The sequence below is a fragment of the Streptomyces sp. ATexAB-D23 genome (assembly GCF_000373645.1).
Taxonomy (GTDB): domain Bacteria; phylum Actinomycetota; class Actinomycetes; order Streptomycetales; family Streptomycetaceae; genus Streptomyces; species Streptomyces castrisilvae.
Genome location: NZ_KB892002.1, coordinates 113,097 through 130,127, shown reverse-complemented (window position 1 = coordinate 130,127; position 17,031 = coordinate 113,097). Strand labels below are relative to the sequence as shown.

The 17,031-nt window shown below is 70.2% G+C and carries 15 protein-coding genes; 7 read left to right on the top strand and 8 right to left on the bottom strand.

Annotated features, from left to right (window positions below):
- Nucleotides 1–58 precede the first annotated feature (58 nt).
- Nucleotides 59–610 carry a hypothetical protein gene (locus B082_RS38615; RefSeq protein ID WP_018550324.1) on the top strand — a complete coding sequence of 184 codons (552 nt, stop codon included), beginning with the start codon at nt 59–61 and terminating at the stop codon, nt 608–610.
- Between the two features lie 277 nt (nt 611–887).
- Here the strand turns inward: B082_RS38615 and mgrA are convergent, their stop codons facing one another.
- Nucleotides 888–1,928 carry an L-glyceraldehyde 3-phosphate reductase gene (mgrA, locus tag B082_RS0102940; RefSeq protein WP_026249373.1) on the bottom strand — a complete coding sequence of 347 codons (1,041 nt, stop codon included), beginning with the start codon at nt 1,926–1,928 and terminating at the stop codon, nt 888–890.
- A 202-nt stretch (nt 1,929–2,130) separates the two neighbouring features.
- Between mgrA and B082_RS0102935 the strand changes: the two genes are divergently transcribed.
- From B082_RS0102935 to B082_RS0102920, 4 genes are all read left to right on the top strand, one after another.
- Nucleotides 2,131–2,892 (top strand): isoprenyl transferase, encoded by a 762-nt coding sequence (locus tag B082_RS0102935; RefSeq protein WP_018550322.1) that lies wholly within the window; start codon nt 2,131–2,133, stop codon nt 2,890–2,892.
- A gap of 315 nt (nt 2,893–3,207) precedes the next feature.
- Nucleotides 3,208–4,530 carry a PhoH family protein gene (locus tag B082_RS0102930; RefSeq protein ID WP_026249372.1) on the top strand — a complete coding sequence of 441 codons (1,323 nt, stop codon included), beginning with the start codon at nt 3,208–3,210 and terminating at the stop codon, nt 4,528–4,530.
- A gap of 390 nt (nt 4,531–4,920) precedes the next feature.
- Nucleotides 4,921–5,625, top strand: a complete 705-nt coding sequence (locus B082_RS0102925; RefSeq protein WP_018550320.1) for a transglycosylase SLT domain-containing protein — start codon at nt 4,921–4,923, stop codon at nt 5,623–5,625.
- A 153-nt stretch (nt 5,626–5,778) separates the two neighbouring features.
- Nucleotides 5,779–7,173 (top strand): AI-2E family transporter, encoded by a 1,395-nt coding sequence (locus tag B082_RS0102920; protein ID WP_018550319.1) that lies wholly within the window; start codon nt 5,779–5,781, stop codon nt 7,171–7,173.
- A 108-nt stretch (nt 7,174–7,281) separates the two neighbouring features.
- On the opposite strand, the gene B082_RS0102915 is transcribed toward B082_RS0102920, so the two are convergent.
- Together B082_RS0102915 and B082_RS0102910 are read right to left on the bottom strand one after the other, a co-directional pair.
- Complete coding sequence (locus tag B082_RS0102915) at nt 7,282–7,815, bottom strand: alkyl hydroperoxide reductase (protein ID WP_018550318.1); 534 nt, start codon at nt 7,813–7,815, stop codon at nt 7,282–7,284.
- Between the two features lie 12 nt (nt 7,816–7,827).
- Nucleotides 7,828–8,382: a peroxiredoxin gene (locus B082_RS0102910; protein ID WP_018100933.1), complete on the bottom strand. Its 555-nt coding sequence runs from the start codon at nt 8,380–8,382 to the stop codon at nt 7,828–7,830.
- A 132-nt stretch (nt 8,383–8,514) separates the two neighbouring features.
- On the opposite strand from B082_RS0102910, the gene B082_RS0102905 reads away from it, so the two are divergent.
- Nucleotides 8,515–9,480 (top strand): hydrogen peroxide-inducible genes activator, encoded by a 966-nt coding sequence (locus tag B082_RS0102905; RefSeq protein ID WP_018550317.1) that lies wholly within the window; start codon nt 8,515–8,517, stop codon nt 9,478–9,480.
- Between the two features lie 45 nt (nt 9,481–9,525).
- Here the strand turns inward: B082_RS0102905 and B082_RS0102900 are convergent, their stop codons facing one another.
- The 5 genes from B082_RS0102900 to B082_RS0102880 form a co-directional block, all read right to left on the bottom strand.
- Nucleotides 9,526–11,922: an ABC transporter permease gene (locus B082_RS0102900; protein ID WP_018550316.1), complete on the bottom strand. Its 2,397-nt coding sequence runs from the start codon at nt 11,920–11,922 to the stop codon at nt 9,526–9,528.
- The gene (locus B082_RS0102895) at nt 11,919–12,605 is read right to left on the bottom strand and encodes an ABC transporter ATP-binding protein (RefSeq protein WP_018550315.1); all 687 of its coding nucleotides are present in this window, start codon (nt 12,603–12,605) and stop codon (nt 11,919–11,921) included. The genes B082_RS0102900 and B082_RS0102895 overlap by 4 nt, the downstream gene beginning before the upstream one ends.
- Nucleotides 12,602–13,126: a PadR family transcriptional regulator gene (locus tag B082_RS0102890; RefSeq protein ID WP_018550314.1), complete on the bottom strand. Its 525-nt coding sequence runs from the start codon at nt 13,124–13,126 to the stop codon at nt 12,602–12,604. Before B082_RS0102890 ends, B082_RS0102895 begins: the two co-directional genes overlap by 4 nt.
- 87 nt (nt 13,127–13,213) lie before the next feature.
- Nucleotides 13,214–13,474, bottom strand: a complete 261-nt coding sequence (locus B082_RS0102885; protein ID WP_018550313.1) for a hypothetical protein — start codon at nt 13,472–13,474, stop codon at nt 13,214–13,216.
- A complete protein-coding gene (locus tag B082_RS0102880; RefSeq protein WP_018550312.1) occupies nt 13,471–14,442 on the bottom strand; it encodes an SPFH domain-containing protein in 972 nt (323 codons plus the stop codon). Before B082_RS0102880 ends, B082_RS0102885 begins: the two co-directional genes overlap by 4 nt.
- Before the next feature lie 222 nt (nt 14,443–14,664).
- Here B082_RS0102880 and B082_RS0102875 point away from each other — a divergent pair, with 222 nt between their 5' ends.
- A complete protein-coding gene (locus B082_RS0102875; protein ID WP_026249370.1) occupies nt 14,665–16,950 on the top strand; it encodes a transglycosylase domain-containing protein in 2,286 nt (761 codons plus the stop codon).
- Nucleotides 16,951–17,031: the final 81 nt, after the last annotated feature.

Here is a 17,031-nt window from a genome sequence, read left to right as displayed (position 1 = left end):
GCACGCCCCCCCCAACTCCCGCCCCGGGCAGGCACGTCGGTGTCCCATACTCGTGCCCATGAGCCCAGTCGGACGTATCTCCCCGCTCCTCACCGGCGCGACCGCCCTCCTGCTGGCCGCGGCCCTCGCGGGCTGCGGCACGGAGCACGCCGGCGGCCCGGCCGCCTCGGCCCCGGACAGCCCGTCACCCATCGCCGCGAGCCCGTCCGCGAGCCCCTACGCGAGCCCGTACGACGAGCAGGGCCCCGGCGACGGCGCCCCGCACTACGCCGAGAACCACGCCTTCCAGTCCACCCTCGACCTGTCGGACGCGGACCGGGCCAAGGGCGAGGCCGAGGTGGCGAAGGTGAAGCAGGGGCTCGCCGGGCTCGCGGAGGGACGCGAGTCGACCGAGACCAGCGTCCGCCGGGCGCTCACCGGGCTCGGATACGCCGACGGGACGATCGCCACCGGCTCCTTCGGACCGCACCGCACCTCGTTCATCCTGTCCCTCGGCACCCTGTGCGTGAAGGGCTCGCTGGACGGCGCGGTCAACGGCCTCGTCAACGCCGAAGCACATGGCCGCTACATGGAAGGCACCGGCTGCGTGAAGCCGCGGGGCGGCCACTGAGACACGGAATGTGGACATCCTGTGGACGTTTTCATTGGCTGACCGGCGCCCCGGGGCGTCCATGCAGGTCCAGGGCGTGCGCGGGCCCCGATCCCGTGCCCGGAGCGGAGCTCCCCACTCTCGGAGAGTAATTATTTCGCGCCGCGGCACCCAACATCACTTACGAAGGGTTATGGTGGAACCCCCCCCTCGGGCCGGTCCGTAACCCCCCCCACGGACCGGCCCGTTTTTTGTGCCCGTGTCCCGGCCCGCGCCGGAGACCGCGCGGGCCGGGTCCTCAGCCCCGTCCGGCCCAGATGTTGGTGCCCTCGGTGTCCACGGCGAAGGTGTCGATCTCCTTCAGCTCCTCGGCCGACAGCCCGGGACCCGCGAGCGCGGCGACGTTCTCCTCCAGCTGCTCCACCCGTGACGCGCCGATCAGGGCCGACGTCATACGGCTGTCGCGCAGCACCCACTTCAGAGCCAGCTGGGCGAGCGACTGGCCCCGGCGGCGCGCGATGTCGTTCAGCCCGTTCAGCCGGCGCACCACCTCCCGCGACAGCAGCCCCGGGTCGAGCGACTTGCCCTGCGTGGCCCGCGAGCCCTCCGGTACGCCGTTCAGGTACTTCCCGGTCAGCAGCCCCTGGGCCAGCGGCACGAAGGAGATGCAGCCCATACCGGCCGCCTCCAGCGTGTCCAGCAGCCCGTCGTCCTCGGTCCAGCGGTTGATCATCGAGTAGGACGGCTGGTGGATCAGGGCCGGCACCCCCATCTCCCGCAGCAGCCGCGCCGCCTCGGCGGTCTGCGCCGAGTTGTACGAGGACACCCCCACGTACAGCGCCTTGCCCTGGCGCACGGCGGAGGCCAGCGCCCCCATCGTCTCCTCCAGCGGAGTGTCCGGATCGAAGCGGTGCGAGTAGAAGATGTCGACGTAGTCCAGGCCCATCCGCTTCAGCGAGGCGTCCAGCGACGACAGCAGGTACTTGCGCGAGCCCCACTCCCCGTACGGGCCGGGGTGCATCTCGTATCCCGCCTTGGTGGAGATCAGCAGCTCGTCCCGGTACGGCGCGAAGTCCTGCCGGAAGAGCCTGCCGAAGTTCAGCTCGGCGGAGCCGGGCGGCGGGCCGTAGTTGTTGGCCAGGTCGAAATGGGTCACACCGAGGTCGAAGGCGCGGCGCAGAATGGCCCGCTGCGAGCCGAGCGACCGGTCGTCGCCGAAGTTGTGCCAGAGACCGAGCGAGACGGCCGGGAGCTTCAGGCCGCTGCGTCCGCTGCGCCGGTACTCCATGGAGTCGTAGCGCGATCCGGCGGCCCGGTAGGAGGAAGGGGAATCAGTCATGATTCTCTGCTTATCACGGACTTGTGACAGGCCGGGTTGGGCCGGTGCGGCGGCTGCGCAGTAATGTGGTGGCCCTGACGGGACTGCCATGACACGGCGGAGCGATGCTCCTTTCCAGTGCGGCGATCCGATCCCCAGGGGACGACCCCGGACCCCGGGTGAAGGGGCCGGCGGGCCCGCACGGAACCGAGAGGTGGACTCAGTGAACTTGCGCGACCTGGTGTACGGGCTCTACGCGCGCCGGGTGGAGGCCCGCCTCGATCACGCCCAGGTGCCCAAGCACATCGGTGTCATCCTCGACGGCAACCGGCGCTGGGCCAAGGCGTCCGGCGGCACCGCGGCCGAGGGGCACCAGGCCGGGGCCGACAAGATCAAGGAACTCCTCGGCTGGTGCAGCGAGACCGACGTCGAGGTCGTCACCCTCTGGATGCTGTCCACGGACAACTTCGACCGCCCCGAGTCCGAGCTGACGCCCCTGCTCGGCATCATCGAGAACACCGTGCGCGACCTCGTCGCGGACGGCCGCTGGCGCGTCCACCACGTCGGCACGCTCGATCTGCTGCCCTCCCACACCCAGACGGTCCTCAAGGAGGCCGAGCAGGCCACGATCGGCGTCGACGGGATACTGGTCAACGTCGCTGTGGGCTACGGGGGCCGCCAGGAGATCGCCGACGCGGTGCGCTCGCTGCTCCTGGAGCACTCCGCGAAGGGCACCTCCTTCGAGGACCTGGCCGAGATCGTCTCCACCGACCTGATCTCCGAGCACCTCTACACGCGCGGCCAGCCCGACCCGGACCTCGTGATCCGCACCAGCGGTGAGCAGCGGCTCTCCGGGTTCATGCTCTGGCAGAGCGCGCATTCGGAGTACTACTTCTGCGAGGTCTTCTGGCCGGCCTTCCGCCGGGTCGACTTCCTGCGGGCCCTGCGCGACTACGCCGCCCGCCACCGCCGCTACGGCGGCTGAGCCACCACCGCGCCACCCGCGCGGCCTTCCCCCGGAAGTGGGGCCGGTCGGCATGGCCGGGCGTGTTCGAGGGCATATCCCTGACAGGTCGGCGTCCGGTCATCAACCAGGCGGACGCCGTGTCCAAGTGAGCGGCGTCGAGTCCGCTCGCCCGGGAGGCCCTTTGCACACGAGGGACCGTACACACAGTGCGGCTGACGTGGAGGGCCGGCGCTCGGCCCGCGCAAGGCGGCCGGAGCCCGGTCCGTCCTCTCCCATTGGGATGCTCCGCGACGCCGTCGCACCCCAACCTCGTCCGAGGGGGTACGTCCTTCCGTGGTGACCAGCACAAAGCGCCGCATGCCCGACAGGCGCACCTATGTTCTCGACACCAGCGTCCTGCTGGCCGATCCGAACGCCATGGCCCGCTTCGACGAGCACGAAGTCGTGCTCCCGGTCGTGGTGGTCACGGAACTGGAGGCCAAACGGCACCATCCGGAGCTCGGCTACTTCGCCCGCCAGGCCCTGCGCCTGCTGGACGACCTCCGGGTCCGCTACGGCCGGCTGGACGCCCCGATCCCCCTCGGGGACCTGGGCGGGACGCTCCGTGTCGAACTCAACCACTCCGATCCCGGCGTCCTGCCCGCCGGCTACCGGTTGGGGGACAACGACTCACGGATCCTCGCGGTCGCGCGCAACCTCCAGGCCGAGGGGTACGACGTCACGGTCGTCTCCAAGGACCTTCCGCTGCGCATCAAGGCGTCCTCGGTCGGCCTCCTCGCCGAGGAGTACCGCGCCGAACTCGCGATCACCGACTCCGGCTGGACGGGCATGGCGGAACTGCCCCTCGCCGCCGACCAGGTGGACCTGCTCTTCGCCGAGGAGACGCTGTACGTCCCCGAGGCCGCCGATCTGCCCGTGCACACCGGTCTGGTCCTCCAGTCCGAGCGGGGCAAGGCGCTCGGCCGGGTGACGCCCGACGGGCAGGTGCGCCTCGTGCGCGGCGACCGGGAGGCGTTCGGCATCCACGGCCGCAGCGCCGAGCAGCGCATCGCCCTCGATCTCCTGCTGGACCAGGAGGTCGGGATCGTGTCGCTGGGCGGCCGGGCCGGCACCGGCAAGTCGGCCCTCGCGCTCTGCGCCGGCCTCGAAGCGGTGCTGGAGCGCGGGCAGCACAAGAAGGTGATGGTCTTCCGCCCGCTGTACGCGGTCGGTGGCCAGGAGCTCGGCTATCTCCCCGGCAGCGAGGCCGAGAAGATGAGCCCCTGGGCGCAGGCCGTCTTCGACACCCTCTCGGCCGTCTCCGGACGCGAGGTGATCGAAGAGGTGCTGGGGCGCGGCATGCTGGAGATCCTGCCGCTCACCCACATCCGGGGCCGGTCCCTGCACGACGCCTTCGTGATCGTCGACGAGGCCCAGTCGCTCGAACGGAACGTCCTGCTGACCGTGTTGTCCCGGATCGGCACGAATTCGCGCGTCGTGCTCACGCATGACGTGGCGCAGCGGGACAACCTCAGGGTCGGCCGGTACGACGGCGTGGTCGCCGTGGTCGAGAAGCTGAAGGGCCACCCGCTCTTCGCGCACGTGACGCTCACGCGTTCCGAGCGTTCCCGTATCGCCGCCCTGGTGACCGAAATGCTGGAGGAAGGTCAGATCTGATACCGGTTGGGGCTTTTGATGCCGCCCGGCGGGCCAAGGAGCCTAGCCGGGCGGCATCGCGTTGCGGCGCCTTTTCCGAAATTCGGGTGCTCCAAACGAGGTGTGAGCTTTCACACGCAACAGAGAATTGCTTCCCGGCGTCCCGTTCCGGCAGAGTCTTGCTTCCGTCAGGCCCCGCATACGGCACACCGGCACCTCCAGAGGTGCCACACACCAGACAACTCAACAACCGCCGTCCGTATGCCGCCCGCGAGTACCACGCGGCGTTCCCTCCGGGGAGTCGCCCACCGGGCCCGTGCCTCCCGTGACCCAAGCAGTAGGGAGGCCAGTGTCAGGGGCACGATTGCGCCCGCGAGGTCACCTAAGCGGGCGATGCTGGAAGGACACCGTGTGAGCCGGATCTCGGTCCGGGGGTTCGCCGTGGCATCTGCCACCGCGGTCACCACCGTAGGCGCCGTCGTGGGCGTTGCATCGGGCAGCACCCCTGCTGCCGACGACAACAACTTCGAGGCGACCGCAGCCGACACCACGCTGCTCGCCGACATTCCCGCGGGCCAGCAGGCCCAGGTGCAGACCGCGTCCCTGACGCAGCAGGCCGACGCGCAGGCGTCCGCGGCCGACTCCGCCGCGAAGAAGTCCGCGGAGGAATCGGCCCGTATCCAGGCCGCCAAGGACGCCAAGTCCAAGAAGCAGGCGGCCGAGGACAAGCTGGAGAAGGAGCGCCAGGAGAAGAAGGAAGCGGCCGAGCGCGCCAGCCGCTCCGAGGTCCGCTCCACCACCTCGTTCGCCACGCAGGGCTCCTACACGGTGGCCGAGATCCAGGCCATCGCACGCCAGATCGTGCCGGCCGACCAGTTCCAGTGCTTCAGCAACATCGTGGACCACGAGTCGACCTGGAACTACCGCGCGACCAACCCGTCTTCCGGCGCCTATGGCCTCGTCCAGGCCTATCCCGGCTCGAAGATGGCGTCCGCCGGCGCCGACTGGCAGACGAACCCGGCCACCCAGATCAAGTGGGGCCTCAGCTACATGAACGGCCGCTACGGCAGCCCGTGCGGTGCCTGGTCCTACTGGCTGGTCCACCACTCGTACTAGAACCTTCCGAGCACCGGAACCTTCCGAGGTTCAGGTCTCAACCTCGCGAAGCCCCTCTCCGTCCTACGGTGGGGGGCTTCGCGCGTGTACGGTCATGCGGGACCGCTCCCGGGGGGAGTGGTGGGGAGAGCGGACGGGGGTAGAGGAACCGTTATGTCGAAACTGCCGGGGTGGCTCGGAACACTGGGCGCCGAACTGACCAGACTGGGCGAGCGCCTTGACGAACGGCGGGCCGAGTCGGAGGCCGAGGACGACCCTCTGCTCGCGGACCCGCCCGCGACGGAGGACACCGCACCGGGGAAGCCCGCCGCCAAGGACGACCCCGCCGTCGACCAGGTGCCGGCCCCGCCCACGTACGCGCCCTCCGTCGCCGCGCGGCCCGATCCGGTCGCGGCGATCCCCTGGGGGATGCGGGTCGCGGCCGAGGCCGGCTGGCGGCTCCTCGTGCTGGCGGGGACCCTCTGGGTGCTCATGCGGGTCATCAGCGCGGTGCAGCTCGTGGTGCTGGCCTTCGTCGCCGCGCTGCTCGTCACCGCGCTGCTCCAGCCGACCGTCGCCCGGCTGAGGAGCTACGGACTGCCCAGGGGGCTGGCCACGGCCGTCACCGCGGTGTCCGGCTTCATCATCATGGGCCTGGTCGGCTGGTTCGTGGTGTGGCAGGTGATGGACAACATCGACACCCTGTCCGACAAGGTCACCAAGGGCATCGACGATCTGAAGAACTGGCTCCTGGACAGCCCGTTCCATGTGACCGACAAACAGATCAACGACGTGGCCAAGAACCTCAGCGACACCGTCGGCACCAACACCGAGGCCATCACCTCCGCCGGGCTCCAGGGCGTCACCGTCATGGTGGAGTTCATGACCGGGGCGCTCCTGGCGATGTTCTCGACGCTCTTCCTGCTCTACGACGGCAAGCGCATCTGGCAGTGGGTGCTCAAGCTGGTGCCCGCCCAGGCGAGGCCCGGCGTCGCGGGCGCCGGTCCGCGCGCCTGGCGGACCCTGACCGCCTATGTGCGCGGCACCGTCATAGTCGCCCTGATCGACGCGATCTTCATCGGCCTCGGGATCTACTTCCTCGATGTGCCGATGGCCGTGCCGCTGGCCGTCTTCATCTTCCTCTTCGCGTTCATCCCGCTCGTGGGCGCGGTGGTCTCCGGGGCGCTGGCGGTGGTCGTCGCCCTGGTCACCGAGGGCGTGTTCACGGCGCTGATGGTGCTGATCGTGGTCCTCGCGGTGCAGCAGATCGAGGGCCACATCCTCCAGCCGTTCATCCTGGGCCGGGCCGTGCGGGTGCACCCGCTGGCCGTGGTGCTCTCGGTCGCCGCGGGCGGCATGATCGCCGGCATCGGCGGTGCGGTCGTCGCGGTGCCGCTGGTGGCGGTGACCAATACGGTGGTCGGCTATCTGCGGACGTACGGGCAGGAGGAGTCGCGCCGCCACTCGCCGCCGCCGCACGGGGCGACCGCGCTCGACGCGGCGCCGGCCCCGGCGCCCGGCTCGCCGCCCGAGGACAGCGACGACGAGGCCGCGCCGCGCACCCCGTAGCGCGCGCACTCGCCCGTACGCGCCCGTGGGCGCCGGTACAGAGAAGAAGGGCCCCTCGGACGGTCGGTCGTCCTGGGGGCCCTTCTCGTATCAGGGTACTGCGCGTTCCTACTCGGCGAGGACGGCCTCGGCCTCAAGGGTCACGCCGACCGCCTGGATCACCGAGGCGATCTTGACGGCTTCCTGGATGGTCTCGCGGTCCACGCCGGCCTTGCGGAGCACCTGCTCGTGGGAGTCCAGGCACTGGCCGCAGCCGTTGATCGCGGAGACGGCGAGCGACCACAGCTCGAAGTCGACCTTCTCCACGCCCGGCTTGCCGATCACGTTCATCCGCAGGCCCGCGCGCAGGTTGCCGTACTCGGGGTCCGAGAGCAGGTGGCGCGTGCGGTAGAAGACGTTGTTCATCGCCATGATGGCGGCGGCCGACTTCGCGGCGGTGTACGCCTCCGCGGAGAGGTTGGCCTTCGCCTCCGGCTCCAGCTCGCGCAGCACCTTCGGCGAGCGCGAGGCGATCGCGCAGGCCAGGACGGTGCCCCAGAGCTGCTGCTGCGGCAGTTCGCTGTTGCCGATGACCGAACCGAGGTTCAGCTTCAGGTCCTTGGCGAAGTCCGGTACGGCGGCCTTCAGTTCGTCGAGTGCCATGTCGGTGTCAGCTCACTCGCCCGAGAGGAGCGCGACCGGGTCGAGGGTGTTCTCGCCCTTGGTCCAGTTGCACGGGCACAGCTCGTCGGTCTGGAGGGCGTCGAGGACCCGCAGGACCTCCTTGGGGTTACGGCCCACGGAACCGGCGGTCACCATCGTGAACTGGATCTCGTTGTTCTGGTCGACGATGAAGACGGCGCGCTGCGCGAAGCCGTCCTCGCCCTCGATGCCGAGGTCACGCATGAGCTCGTGCTTCGAGTCGGCCAGCATCGGGAAGGGCAGGTCGGTCAGGTCCGGGTGGTCCTTGCGCCAGGCGTGGTGCACGAACTCGGAGTCGCCGGAGAAGCCGAGGATCTGGGCGTCACGGTCGGCGAACTCGTCGTTCAGCTTGCCGAAGGCGGCGATCTCGGTCGGGCACACGAAGGTGAAGTCCTTCGGCCACGCGAAGACGATCTTCCACTGACCCTCGTAGGTCTTGTGGTTGATCTGCTCGAACTCCTTGCCGCTCTCCAGCGAGACGCAGGCGGTCAGATCGAACTCGGGGAACTTGTCACCGACAGTGAGCACGCGCTCTCCTTACAGCGTAGGACCTCCCCTTTTGGGGGAGTTCCTGAGGGTTGGACGATCACCACCATGGCACAGAGTGCATTGATCGCGGAAATAGCTACACTTGGTCGTGATGATCGGAGGTGCCTATCAGTGGCGCAGAGTAATCAGGGCAACCGGCCCAAACAGCCCAGTCTCTCGCAGCTGCGCGCCTTCACCGCCGTCGCCGAGTACCTGCACTTCCGGGACGCCGCCGCCGCAATCGGGATGAGTCAGCCCGCGCTCTCCGGGGCCGTGTCCGCGCTGGAGGAGGCACTGGGTGTCCAGCTCATCGAGCGTACGACGCGCAAGGTACTGCTCTCGCCCGCCGGGGAACGGCTCGCGGTCCGGGCGCGCGTGGTGCTGGAGGCCGTCGGTGAGCTGATGGAGGAGGCCGAGGCGGTCCGGGCGCCGTTCACCGGTGTGCTCCGGCTCGGCGTGATCCCGACCGTCGCCCCGTATCTGCTGCCCACCGTGCTGCGGCTGGTCCACGAGCGCTACCCGGCCCTCGACCTCCAGGTGCACGAGGAGCAGACCTCCTCGCTCGTGGAGGGGCTGGCCGCCGGGCGGCTGGACCTGCTGCTGCTCGCCGTGCCGCTCGGCATCCCCGGGGTCACCGAACTCCCGCTCTTCGACGAGGACTTCGTGCTGGTCATGGAGCGCAGCCACTGGCTCGGCGGGCGGGACGACCTCCCGCGCGAGGCGCTGCGGGAGCTGCCGCTGCTGCTGCTCGACGAGGGGCACTGCCTGCGGGACCAGGCGCTCGACATCTGCCGTGAGGCCGGACGTACCCAGGGTGCGCCGGTCACCACGACCGCGGCCGGGCTCTCCACGCTGGTGCAGCTGGTGGCCGGCGGACTCGGGGTGACGCTGCTGCCGCGCACCGCGGTCACCGTGGAGACCGCCCGCAACGACGCGCTGACCACGGGGTACTTCGCGGACCCGGCCCCCGCCCGGCGGGTGGCGCTGGGGATGCGGACCGGGGCGGCCAGGCACGAGGAGTTCGAGGAGTTCGCGGCGGCGCTGCGCGGGGCGATGGAGGCGCTGCCGGTCCGTGTGACGACGGGTGGCCGCGTCTGACCCGTACGGGAGGTACGGGCCGGACGCGGGCACCCGATATCGGCGCTACTCGCTGCGCAGTCCGTCCGGGCGCATCATGCGCCACAGCGGCGGCAGGGAGAGCAGGGTGACCAGGAGGATGAGCGCCCCGCCCGCGCCCGCCAGCGGCAGGAACACCAGCCAGTCGGACACCTCCTTGTCGACCATCCAGCACAGCGTGGCGCCCAGCGCCAGGCCGCCGGCCACCGCCACCGCGAGTCCGATGACCACCGGGACGGCGGTCTGCCACAGCACCGACCAGCCGAGCGTGACCCGCCGGGTGCCGAAGGCGACCAGCACCGAGAGCAGGCGCTTGCGCTCGCGCAACTGCTCCAGCTGGGAGACCAGCATGGACGCCGCGATCAGCAGCAGCGTGATGGTCGCGCCGACCTGAAGGCCCGTCTGGATGCTGGCGTACTGGCGGTCGCGTTCGACGGAGGTCATGGTGACCAGGCGCATGCCGGGGTCGATACGGGCCGCCGTGTTGCGTACGTACTCGGCGGCGTCCGGGACGCTCTCGTCGATGCGGATCTGCGAGACGGTGCTCGCGCCCGGCAGGGTGGTCGCGTCGATCGCCCCGGGGGTGGCCATGATTCCCCAGCGGTCCTCGCCGACCGGGTCCTTGCGGCTGACGACGGTCTTCGCGTCCGCCGGCAGCGTCCAGCGCAGCTTCCTGCCGCTGCCCGACTCGAACTCGACCTCCTTGCCCTTGCGAGCGGTCTTGTCCATCCAGACCTGCATCTCCTTGTCGTTCCTGGGATGCACGACGAAGGTGTCGCCGTCCTCGCAGGAGTCGATGCGGGCGACCTCGCGCAGGGTGGCGCAGTCTCCGACGCTGAAGGAGGTGGTGGGCTGGATGTCGTCCTCGGCGTACTTCCCCGGCTTGGAGGCGTACGCCTCGACCATGCCGATGACCTGGGTGACGCCCTTGGTGGCGCGGAACTCCTTGATGGTCCGCACGGCGGAGTCACCGCTGACCTGCTCCGAGGAGGCGTAGAACTGGGCCCGGCTGGTGTCCTGTCCGGTGAGCTCGTTGAAGTCGGCGTTCATCGCGGCGAACAGCATCTGCACGGCCACCGCGCCGGCCACCGCCACCGTGACGCCGCTGACCGCGCGGGAGGCGGTCCCACTGCTCAGCTGGAGCCGGCGGGTGGCGAGCTGCCAGGGCACCGGGCCGCCGCGCAGCCGCTTCACGCAGGCCTCGACCAGCCACGGCAGCAGCAGGGCGAGCCCGACCAGGACGAGGACCGCGCCGCCGGCGATGGCGTACGGGTTCACGACCTCGTACTCACCGGCCTTCCCGGTGACCCAGAACACGCCGAGCCCGGCGAGCGGAAGCAGCAGCCGCCACCACAGACGGCGCTTGCGGGCCCGGTTGTTGCGGACGACCCCGAGCGGTTCGATGACCACCGAGCGCATCGCGGTCAGCGTGACCAGCACCGCGGTGAGCGGGACGGCGAGCGCGACGAGCAGGCAGAGCCGCAGGTCCGGGGCGAGGTCGGCGGGGAAGGCGCTGACGTCCCACACCTCGATGTAGCCCACGAACCGACGCCCCACCAGGAAGAGGACGAGGCCCACGACCACACCGAGGGCGGAGCCGAAGAAGGCCTCGCCCGCCGCGATCCTGCGGGTCGTCCTGATGTCCGTGCCGACCAGGCGCAGGGCGGCCAGGCGGCGGTCGCGGCGGTCGCCGCCGAAGCGCACGGCGGTGGCGATGAAGATGGCGACGGGGGCCAGCAGCACCACGCAGACCATGATCACCAGCACGATGAGCATGGGGGCGAGCGGCGGGGTGGGGCCGGGGTCGCCGTAGCCGGTGACCCGGTGGCCGCCCGCCGCCGTGGTCAGGGTGTCGCTGCCGGCGTAGAACCACAGTTCGTTGGGTGAACGCAGCCCCTCGTCCGCGATCGTGCCGGCCAGCTTGTACGGGAAACGCTCCTTGAGCAGGGCGTTGTCCGGGGAGGCGAGCAGATCCCTCAGGGCGGGGGAGACCACCATCTCGCCGGGGCCCGGCAGGGCGTCGATGCCCGGCGGGAGGACCGGGCGGTCCCCCTCGGCGCGCATCACGTAGCCGGTGATGGAGCGGTCGTGGTACTCGGTGTCCGCCGAGATCCGCAGGACCGTGCTGTCCGTCTTCTTCGCCTGCGCGTCGGGGTTCTCGGAGATCTTCGTCTCGCTGCGGGCGTCGGTCCGCGCGTTGCGGGCGTCCAGCGCGTGCGGCACGGAGGCGGCGAGGAAGAGGAGCGTCACGCCGAGGCCCACGCCGACGGCGGTGAGCAGCGTGCGGGTCCAGCCCTCGCGTCCGCCGCCGGCGGCGAACCGGACGCCGAGCGCGAGGTCGCGCAGCCAGGGCGGGGTACGGGAGGGGCGGGTCGGCGGCGCGGGCGCGGGGGCCGGGATGCGCTTCTCGTCGAGCAGCGTCATACGGCGTGCTCCAGGTCGCGGGCCCGGCCGTCGCGCACGGTGACGTCGCGGTCGGAGTAGGCGGCGACGCGGGCCTCGTGGGTCACCAGGACCACGGCGACGTTGGCGGAGCGGGCGGCCTCGGTGAGCAGCTGCATGACCCGCTCGCCGTTGAGGGAGTCCAGGGCGCCGGTCGGCTCGTCCGCGAAGATCACCTTCGGGGAGGCGGCGAGCGCGCGGGCCACGGCGACGCGCTGGCCCTGGCCGCCGGAGACCTCGCCGGGGCGCTTGGCGCCGATGTCCTCGACCTCCAGGCGCTCCATCCAGGCGAGTGCGGTGCGCTCGGCGTCCTTGCGGCGGGTGCCGTTCAGCCGCATCGGCAGGGCGACGTTCTCCACGCAGGTGAGCTCGGGGACGAGCTGGCCGAACTGGAAGACGAAGCCGAACTCGCTGCGGCGCAGGGCGCTGCGGTCGGCGTCGGACATGGTGGAGAGCTCACGGCCGGCGTAGGTGATGGTGCCGGAGTCGGGCGTGATGATGCCGGCGAGGCAGTGCAGCAGGGTGGACTTGCCGGAGCCGGACGGGCCCATCACGGCGACGACCTCGCCGGGGTGCACGGAGAAGGAGGCGCCGTCGAGCGCGGGGGTCGATCCGTAGGTCTTGCGCAGGTCGTGCGCGGAGAGCAGGGAGCCGGCGGGGGTCACGGGGCCACCACCTCCGCGAGCCGGCCGAGCCGGGCGGCGGTCAGTTCCAGCCAGCGCAGGTCGGCTTCCAGGTGGAAGAGCGCGTGGTCGCAGATCAGCTGGTCGGCGAGGTCGCCGCGGCGCTTGCGGTCGGTGAGGATGCGCATCATGCGCAGGTGCTCGGAGCGCTGGGCGTCCAGCACGTCGCCGGCGTCGCGGCCGGTGAGCAGGGCCAGGACGACCTTGGTGTACAGGGTCGACTGGAGGTACGGCTCGGGCTTCTCGGGCTGTGCGAGCCAGGTGGCGACATCGGTGATGCCGGCGTCGGTGATCGCGTAGCGCTTGCGCTCGGGGCCACCCCCGCTCTCCACGCCGTCGACCTCGACGAGGCCGTTCTTCAGGAGCCGGGACATGGTCGAGTAGACCTGTCCGTAGTGCAGCGGGCGGTCGTGCCCGAACTTCTCGTCGAAGGTCCGCTTCAGGTCGTAACCATGGCGGGGGCCGGACTCCAGGAGCCCGAGCAGGGTGTGGCCGATAGACATGCCGGGCACTCTACATGGTGTGTATACCTGCCGTGTATACCCGGGGGGTACAGCCGAACGGCCCCCCGTCGCCGGAGGGGCGTTCGGTCAGTCGTCGGCCGGTGGCTCCGGGCCGGCGGCCTTCGGCGGCCGGCCCCGGCGGGCGATCGGTGCCGCCCCGCCGGGCAGCCGGCCGGCCTCGGCGAGCGCCCGCCGCAGCAGGAATTCGATCTGCGCGTTCGCGCTGCGCAGGTCGTCCGAGGCCCAGCGGGCCAGCGCGTCGTGCACGGCGGGGTCCAGCCGCAGCAGCATCTGCTTGCGCTGCCGCGACCGGGGCCGCGGTGCCTCCCCGGCGCTCTCCTCGGTCACTGGTAGAGCGTGCCCGTGTTGAGGACCGGCTGGGCGGCGCGGTCACCGCACAGGACCACCATCAGATTGCTGACCATGGCGGCCTTGCGCTCCGAGTCCAGCTCGACGATGTCCTGCTCGGCGATCCGGGTCAGCGCCATCTCGACCATGCCGACCGCGCCCTCCACGATCTGCTGCCGGGCCGCGACGACCGCGCCGGCCTGCTGGCGCTGGAGCATCGCGGAGGCGATCTCGGGGGCGTACGCGAGGTGGCTGAAACGGGACTCGATGATCCGCACGCCCGCCGCCTGCACCCGGGCGGTCAGCTCGACGGCCAGCTTCTCGGTGATCTCCTCGGCGTTGCCCCGCAGCGACAGGCCGCCCTCCTCGTGGGCGTCGTACGGGTACTCGATGGCGATGTGCCGGACGGCGGCCTCGGTCTGGGTGGCGACGAACTCCAGGAAGTCGTCCACCTCGAAGAGGGCCTGCGCGGTGTCCTCGACCTTCCACACGACGATCGCGGCGAGCTCGATCGGGTTGCCGTAGGCGTCGTTGACCTTGAGGACGGCCGTCTCGTGGTTCCGGACACGGGTGGAGATCTTGCGGCTGGAGGTCAGCGGGTTGATCCAGCGCAGGCCGTCGGTGCGGATGGTGCCCACGTACCGGCCGAACAGCTGGATGACCCGGGCCTCGCCCGGTGCGACCATCTTCACGCCGCCCATGCAGAAGAACGAGGCGATGGCCAGCAGGATGCCCAGGATGCAGAGCGGGATGCCCGCGGCGTTGTTCCCGTTCGATCCGATGACGCCCCCGATGATGGCGAGCGCGATGCCGGCGATCACGCCGATCACGGTCAGCAGCAGCCCGAGGCCGCCCGCGATGCTGTGCGCCTTCGTCTCGCGGACCTGCGGTTCCGGCATGTCCGGGGCGTCCGGGGTCAGGTCGGCCGGCGGCTGGGGCGCGGTGTTCCTGTCGAGCGGTTCGGTCATGAGGGCCCCCGTGGTTCGTGGCTAGCTGGTCGCTAGCAATGTGATTACACATTACTGGTTTTCGCAACCTTGTACACCCCTCAGGAGTCGGTTCCACCGGGAGCGGGTGCTGATTCTCACGTCCGTAAAACGGCGGAACGCCTGCTTTTTGGGCTTGCCAACGGTGTTAGCTGGCAGGTCCGAGCTGATCCGGCCGAGCAGAGAAACGGGAGCAACCAAGCGATGGGTCGAGCGGATGCGCGACGAGCCCAGCGGCGGGCTGCGAAGAGCGGCGGCATACGCAGACTCTTCACCTGGCGCAAACTACTGGGCACGGCCTTCGGGGTGATCCTTCTGGGCATGGGTGCCTTCGCCGTGCTCTACATGGTTGTGGACGTGCCCGAGGGCAACGCCAGGGCCAAGCTCCAGGCCAACGTCTACAAGTACTCCGACGGCAGCCTGCTGGCCCGGACCGGCGAGGTCAACCGCGAGATCGTGAGCCTCGCCGAGGTACCCAAACAGGTCCAGGACACCTTCGTCGCCGCCGAGAACAAGTCCTTCTACGACGACCACGGCATCGACTTCAAGGGCACCACGCGCGGCCTGATCAACACCCTCTCCGGCAAGGGCAAGCAGGGTGGCTCGACCATCACCCAGCAGTACGTCAAGAACTACTACCTGGAGCAGGACCAGACGGTCACCCGGAAGCTCAAGGAGCTGGTCATCTCACTGAAGGTGGACCAGAAGAGGAGCAAGAAGGAGATCCTCGCCGGGTACATCAACACCAGCTACTACGGCCGCGGCGCCTACGGCATCCAGGCCGCCGCGCAGGCGTACTACGGCGTGGACGCCAAGGACCTGAACGTCTCCCAGGGCGCCTACCTCGCCGCACTGCTCCAGGCACCCAGCCAGTACGACTGGGCCGTCGCCGGGCCGAGGGGCAAGGCGCTCGTCAAGGAACGCTGGGCGTACACGCTGAACAACATGGTCGAGGAGGACTGGCTCGACCCCGCCGAACGCCAGAAGCTGAAGTTCCCCGTCCCCCGCGACCCCAAGCCGCTGAACGGCACGGCCGGCCAGAAGGGGTACATCGTCGAGATGGCCCGCCAGGCGGTGCTCAAGCAGCTGGACATCAGCGGTGAGCAGTTCGACCTCGGTGGCTGGACGATCACCGTCAACATCGACAAGAAGAAGCAGCAGCAGCTGGAGAAGTCGGTCGAGACCAAGCTGATCGACAAGCTGGACACCAAGAAGCGCAAGCTCGACCAGGACATCCAGGCCGGCGCCGCCTCCCTCGACCCGAAGACCGGCGCGGTGCTCGCCCTGTACGGCGGACGCGGCCAGAACGAGCACTGGGTGTCGAACGCCGCCCGGCGCGACTACCAGCCCGCCTCCACCTTCAAGCCCGTCATCCTCGCCGCCGCCCTCGACGAGAAGTCGAAGACGCAGGACGGCGAGCAGATCACCGCGAACACCCGCTACGACGGCACCAGCAAGCGCCCGGTCGTCGGCGGCGACAGGTACTTCGCGCCGGAGAACGAGGACGACCACGACTACGGCCAGATCACCGTCCAGACCGCGATGAACCAGTCCGTCAACTCCGTCTTCGCGCAGATGGGCGTGGACGTCGGCATGAGCAGGGTGATGGAGACCGCGGGCAAGCTCGGCATGGACGTGGACGGGCTGGACGCCGTACCGGCACAGACCCTCGGCTCCATGGGCGCCAGCCCGCTGGAGATGGCCGGGATCTACGCCACGCTCGACAACCACGGCAAGAAGGTCACCCCGCAGATCGTGAAGTCCGCCGTCCACCAGGGCGACGAGCCGCTGAAGCTGCCCGACGCGATCGGCGACCAGGTGATCTCGCGCCAGGCCGCGGACTCCGTGACGTCGGTGCTGACCGGCGTGGTCGACGACGGTACGGCCCGCGGCTCCGTCCGCAACGCCGAAGGACTCCTGAAGCAGGACATCGCCGGCAAGACCGGTACCTCGGACGACAACAAGTCCGCCTGGTTCACCGGCTACACCCCGGATCTGGTCACCTCGGTCGGCCTGTTCGGCGAGGCGGCCTTCGACCGGACCGGCGACGACGGCAAGAAGATCAAGAAGAACGCGCAGGTGACCCTCCAGGGCGCCGGCGGCGGCGGCCGCGTCAACGGCGGCGGCTTCCCGGCCGAGATCTGGGCCGACTACATGGGCCACTCCCTCGGTAAGGCGAGCAAGTTCGTCCTCGACACCGACATGGGCGCCGCCGTCAGCCCGCCGCCCCCGTCCCACTCGGCGTCCCCCAGCACCTCGGCCTCCGGCGACTCCACGCCCTCCGGCGAACCGTCCGACGACACCCCGACCTCCGAGCCGCCCCCCTCCAGCGAGGCCCCGCCGAGCTCACCGCCCCCCTCGCCCTCGGACGATCCGACCTCGGAGCCGCCCCCCGGCCCGTCGACGGAACCGGGCCCGGACCCCTCGACCTCCATCGGCCTGCCGGACATCTCGGGGGACAAGCGGCCGGACAACAGCGCCGAACGATGACGCCCTGACCGACCCGGCCCCGACAGCCGAAACGGGCGGTGTACGAGGAGAAGTCCTCGTACACCGCCCGTTTCGGCGTTC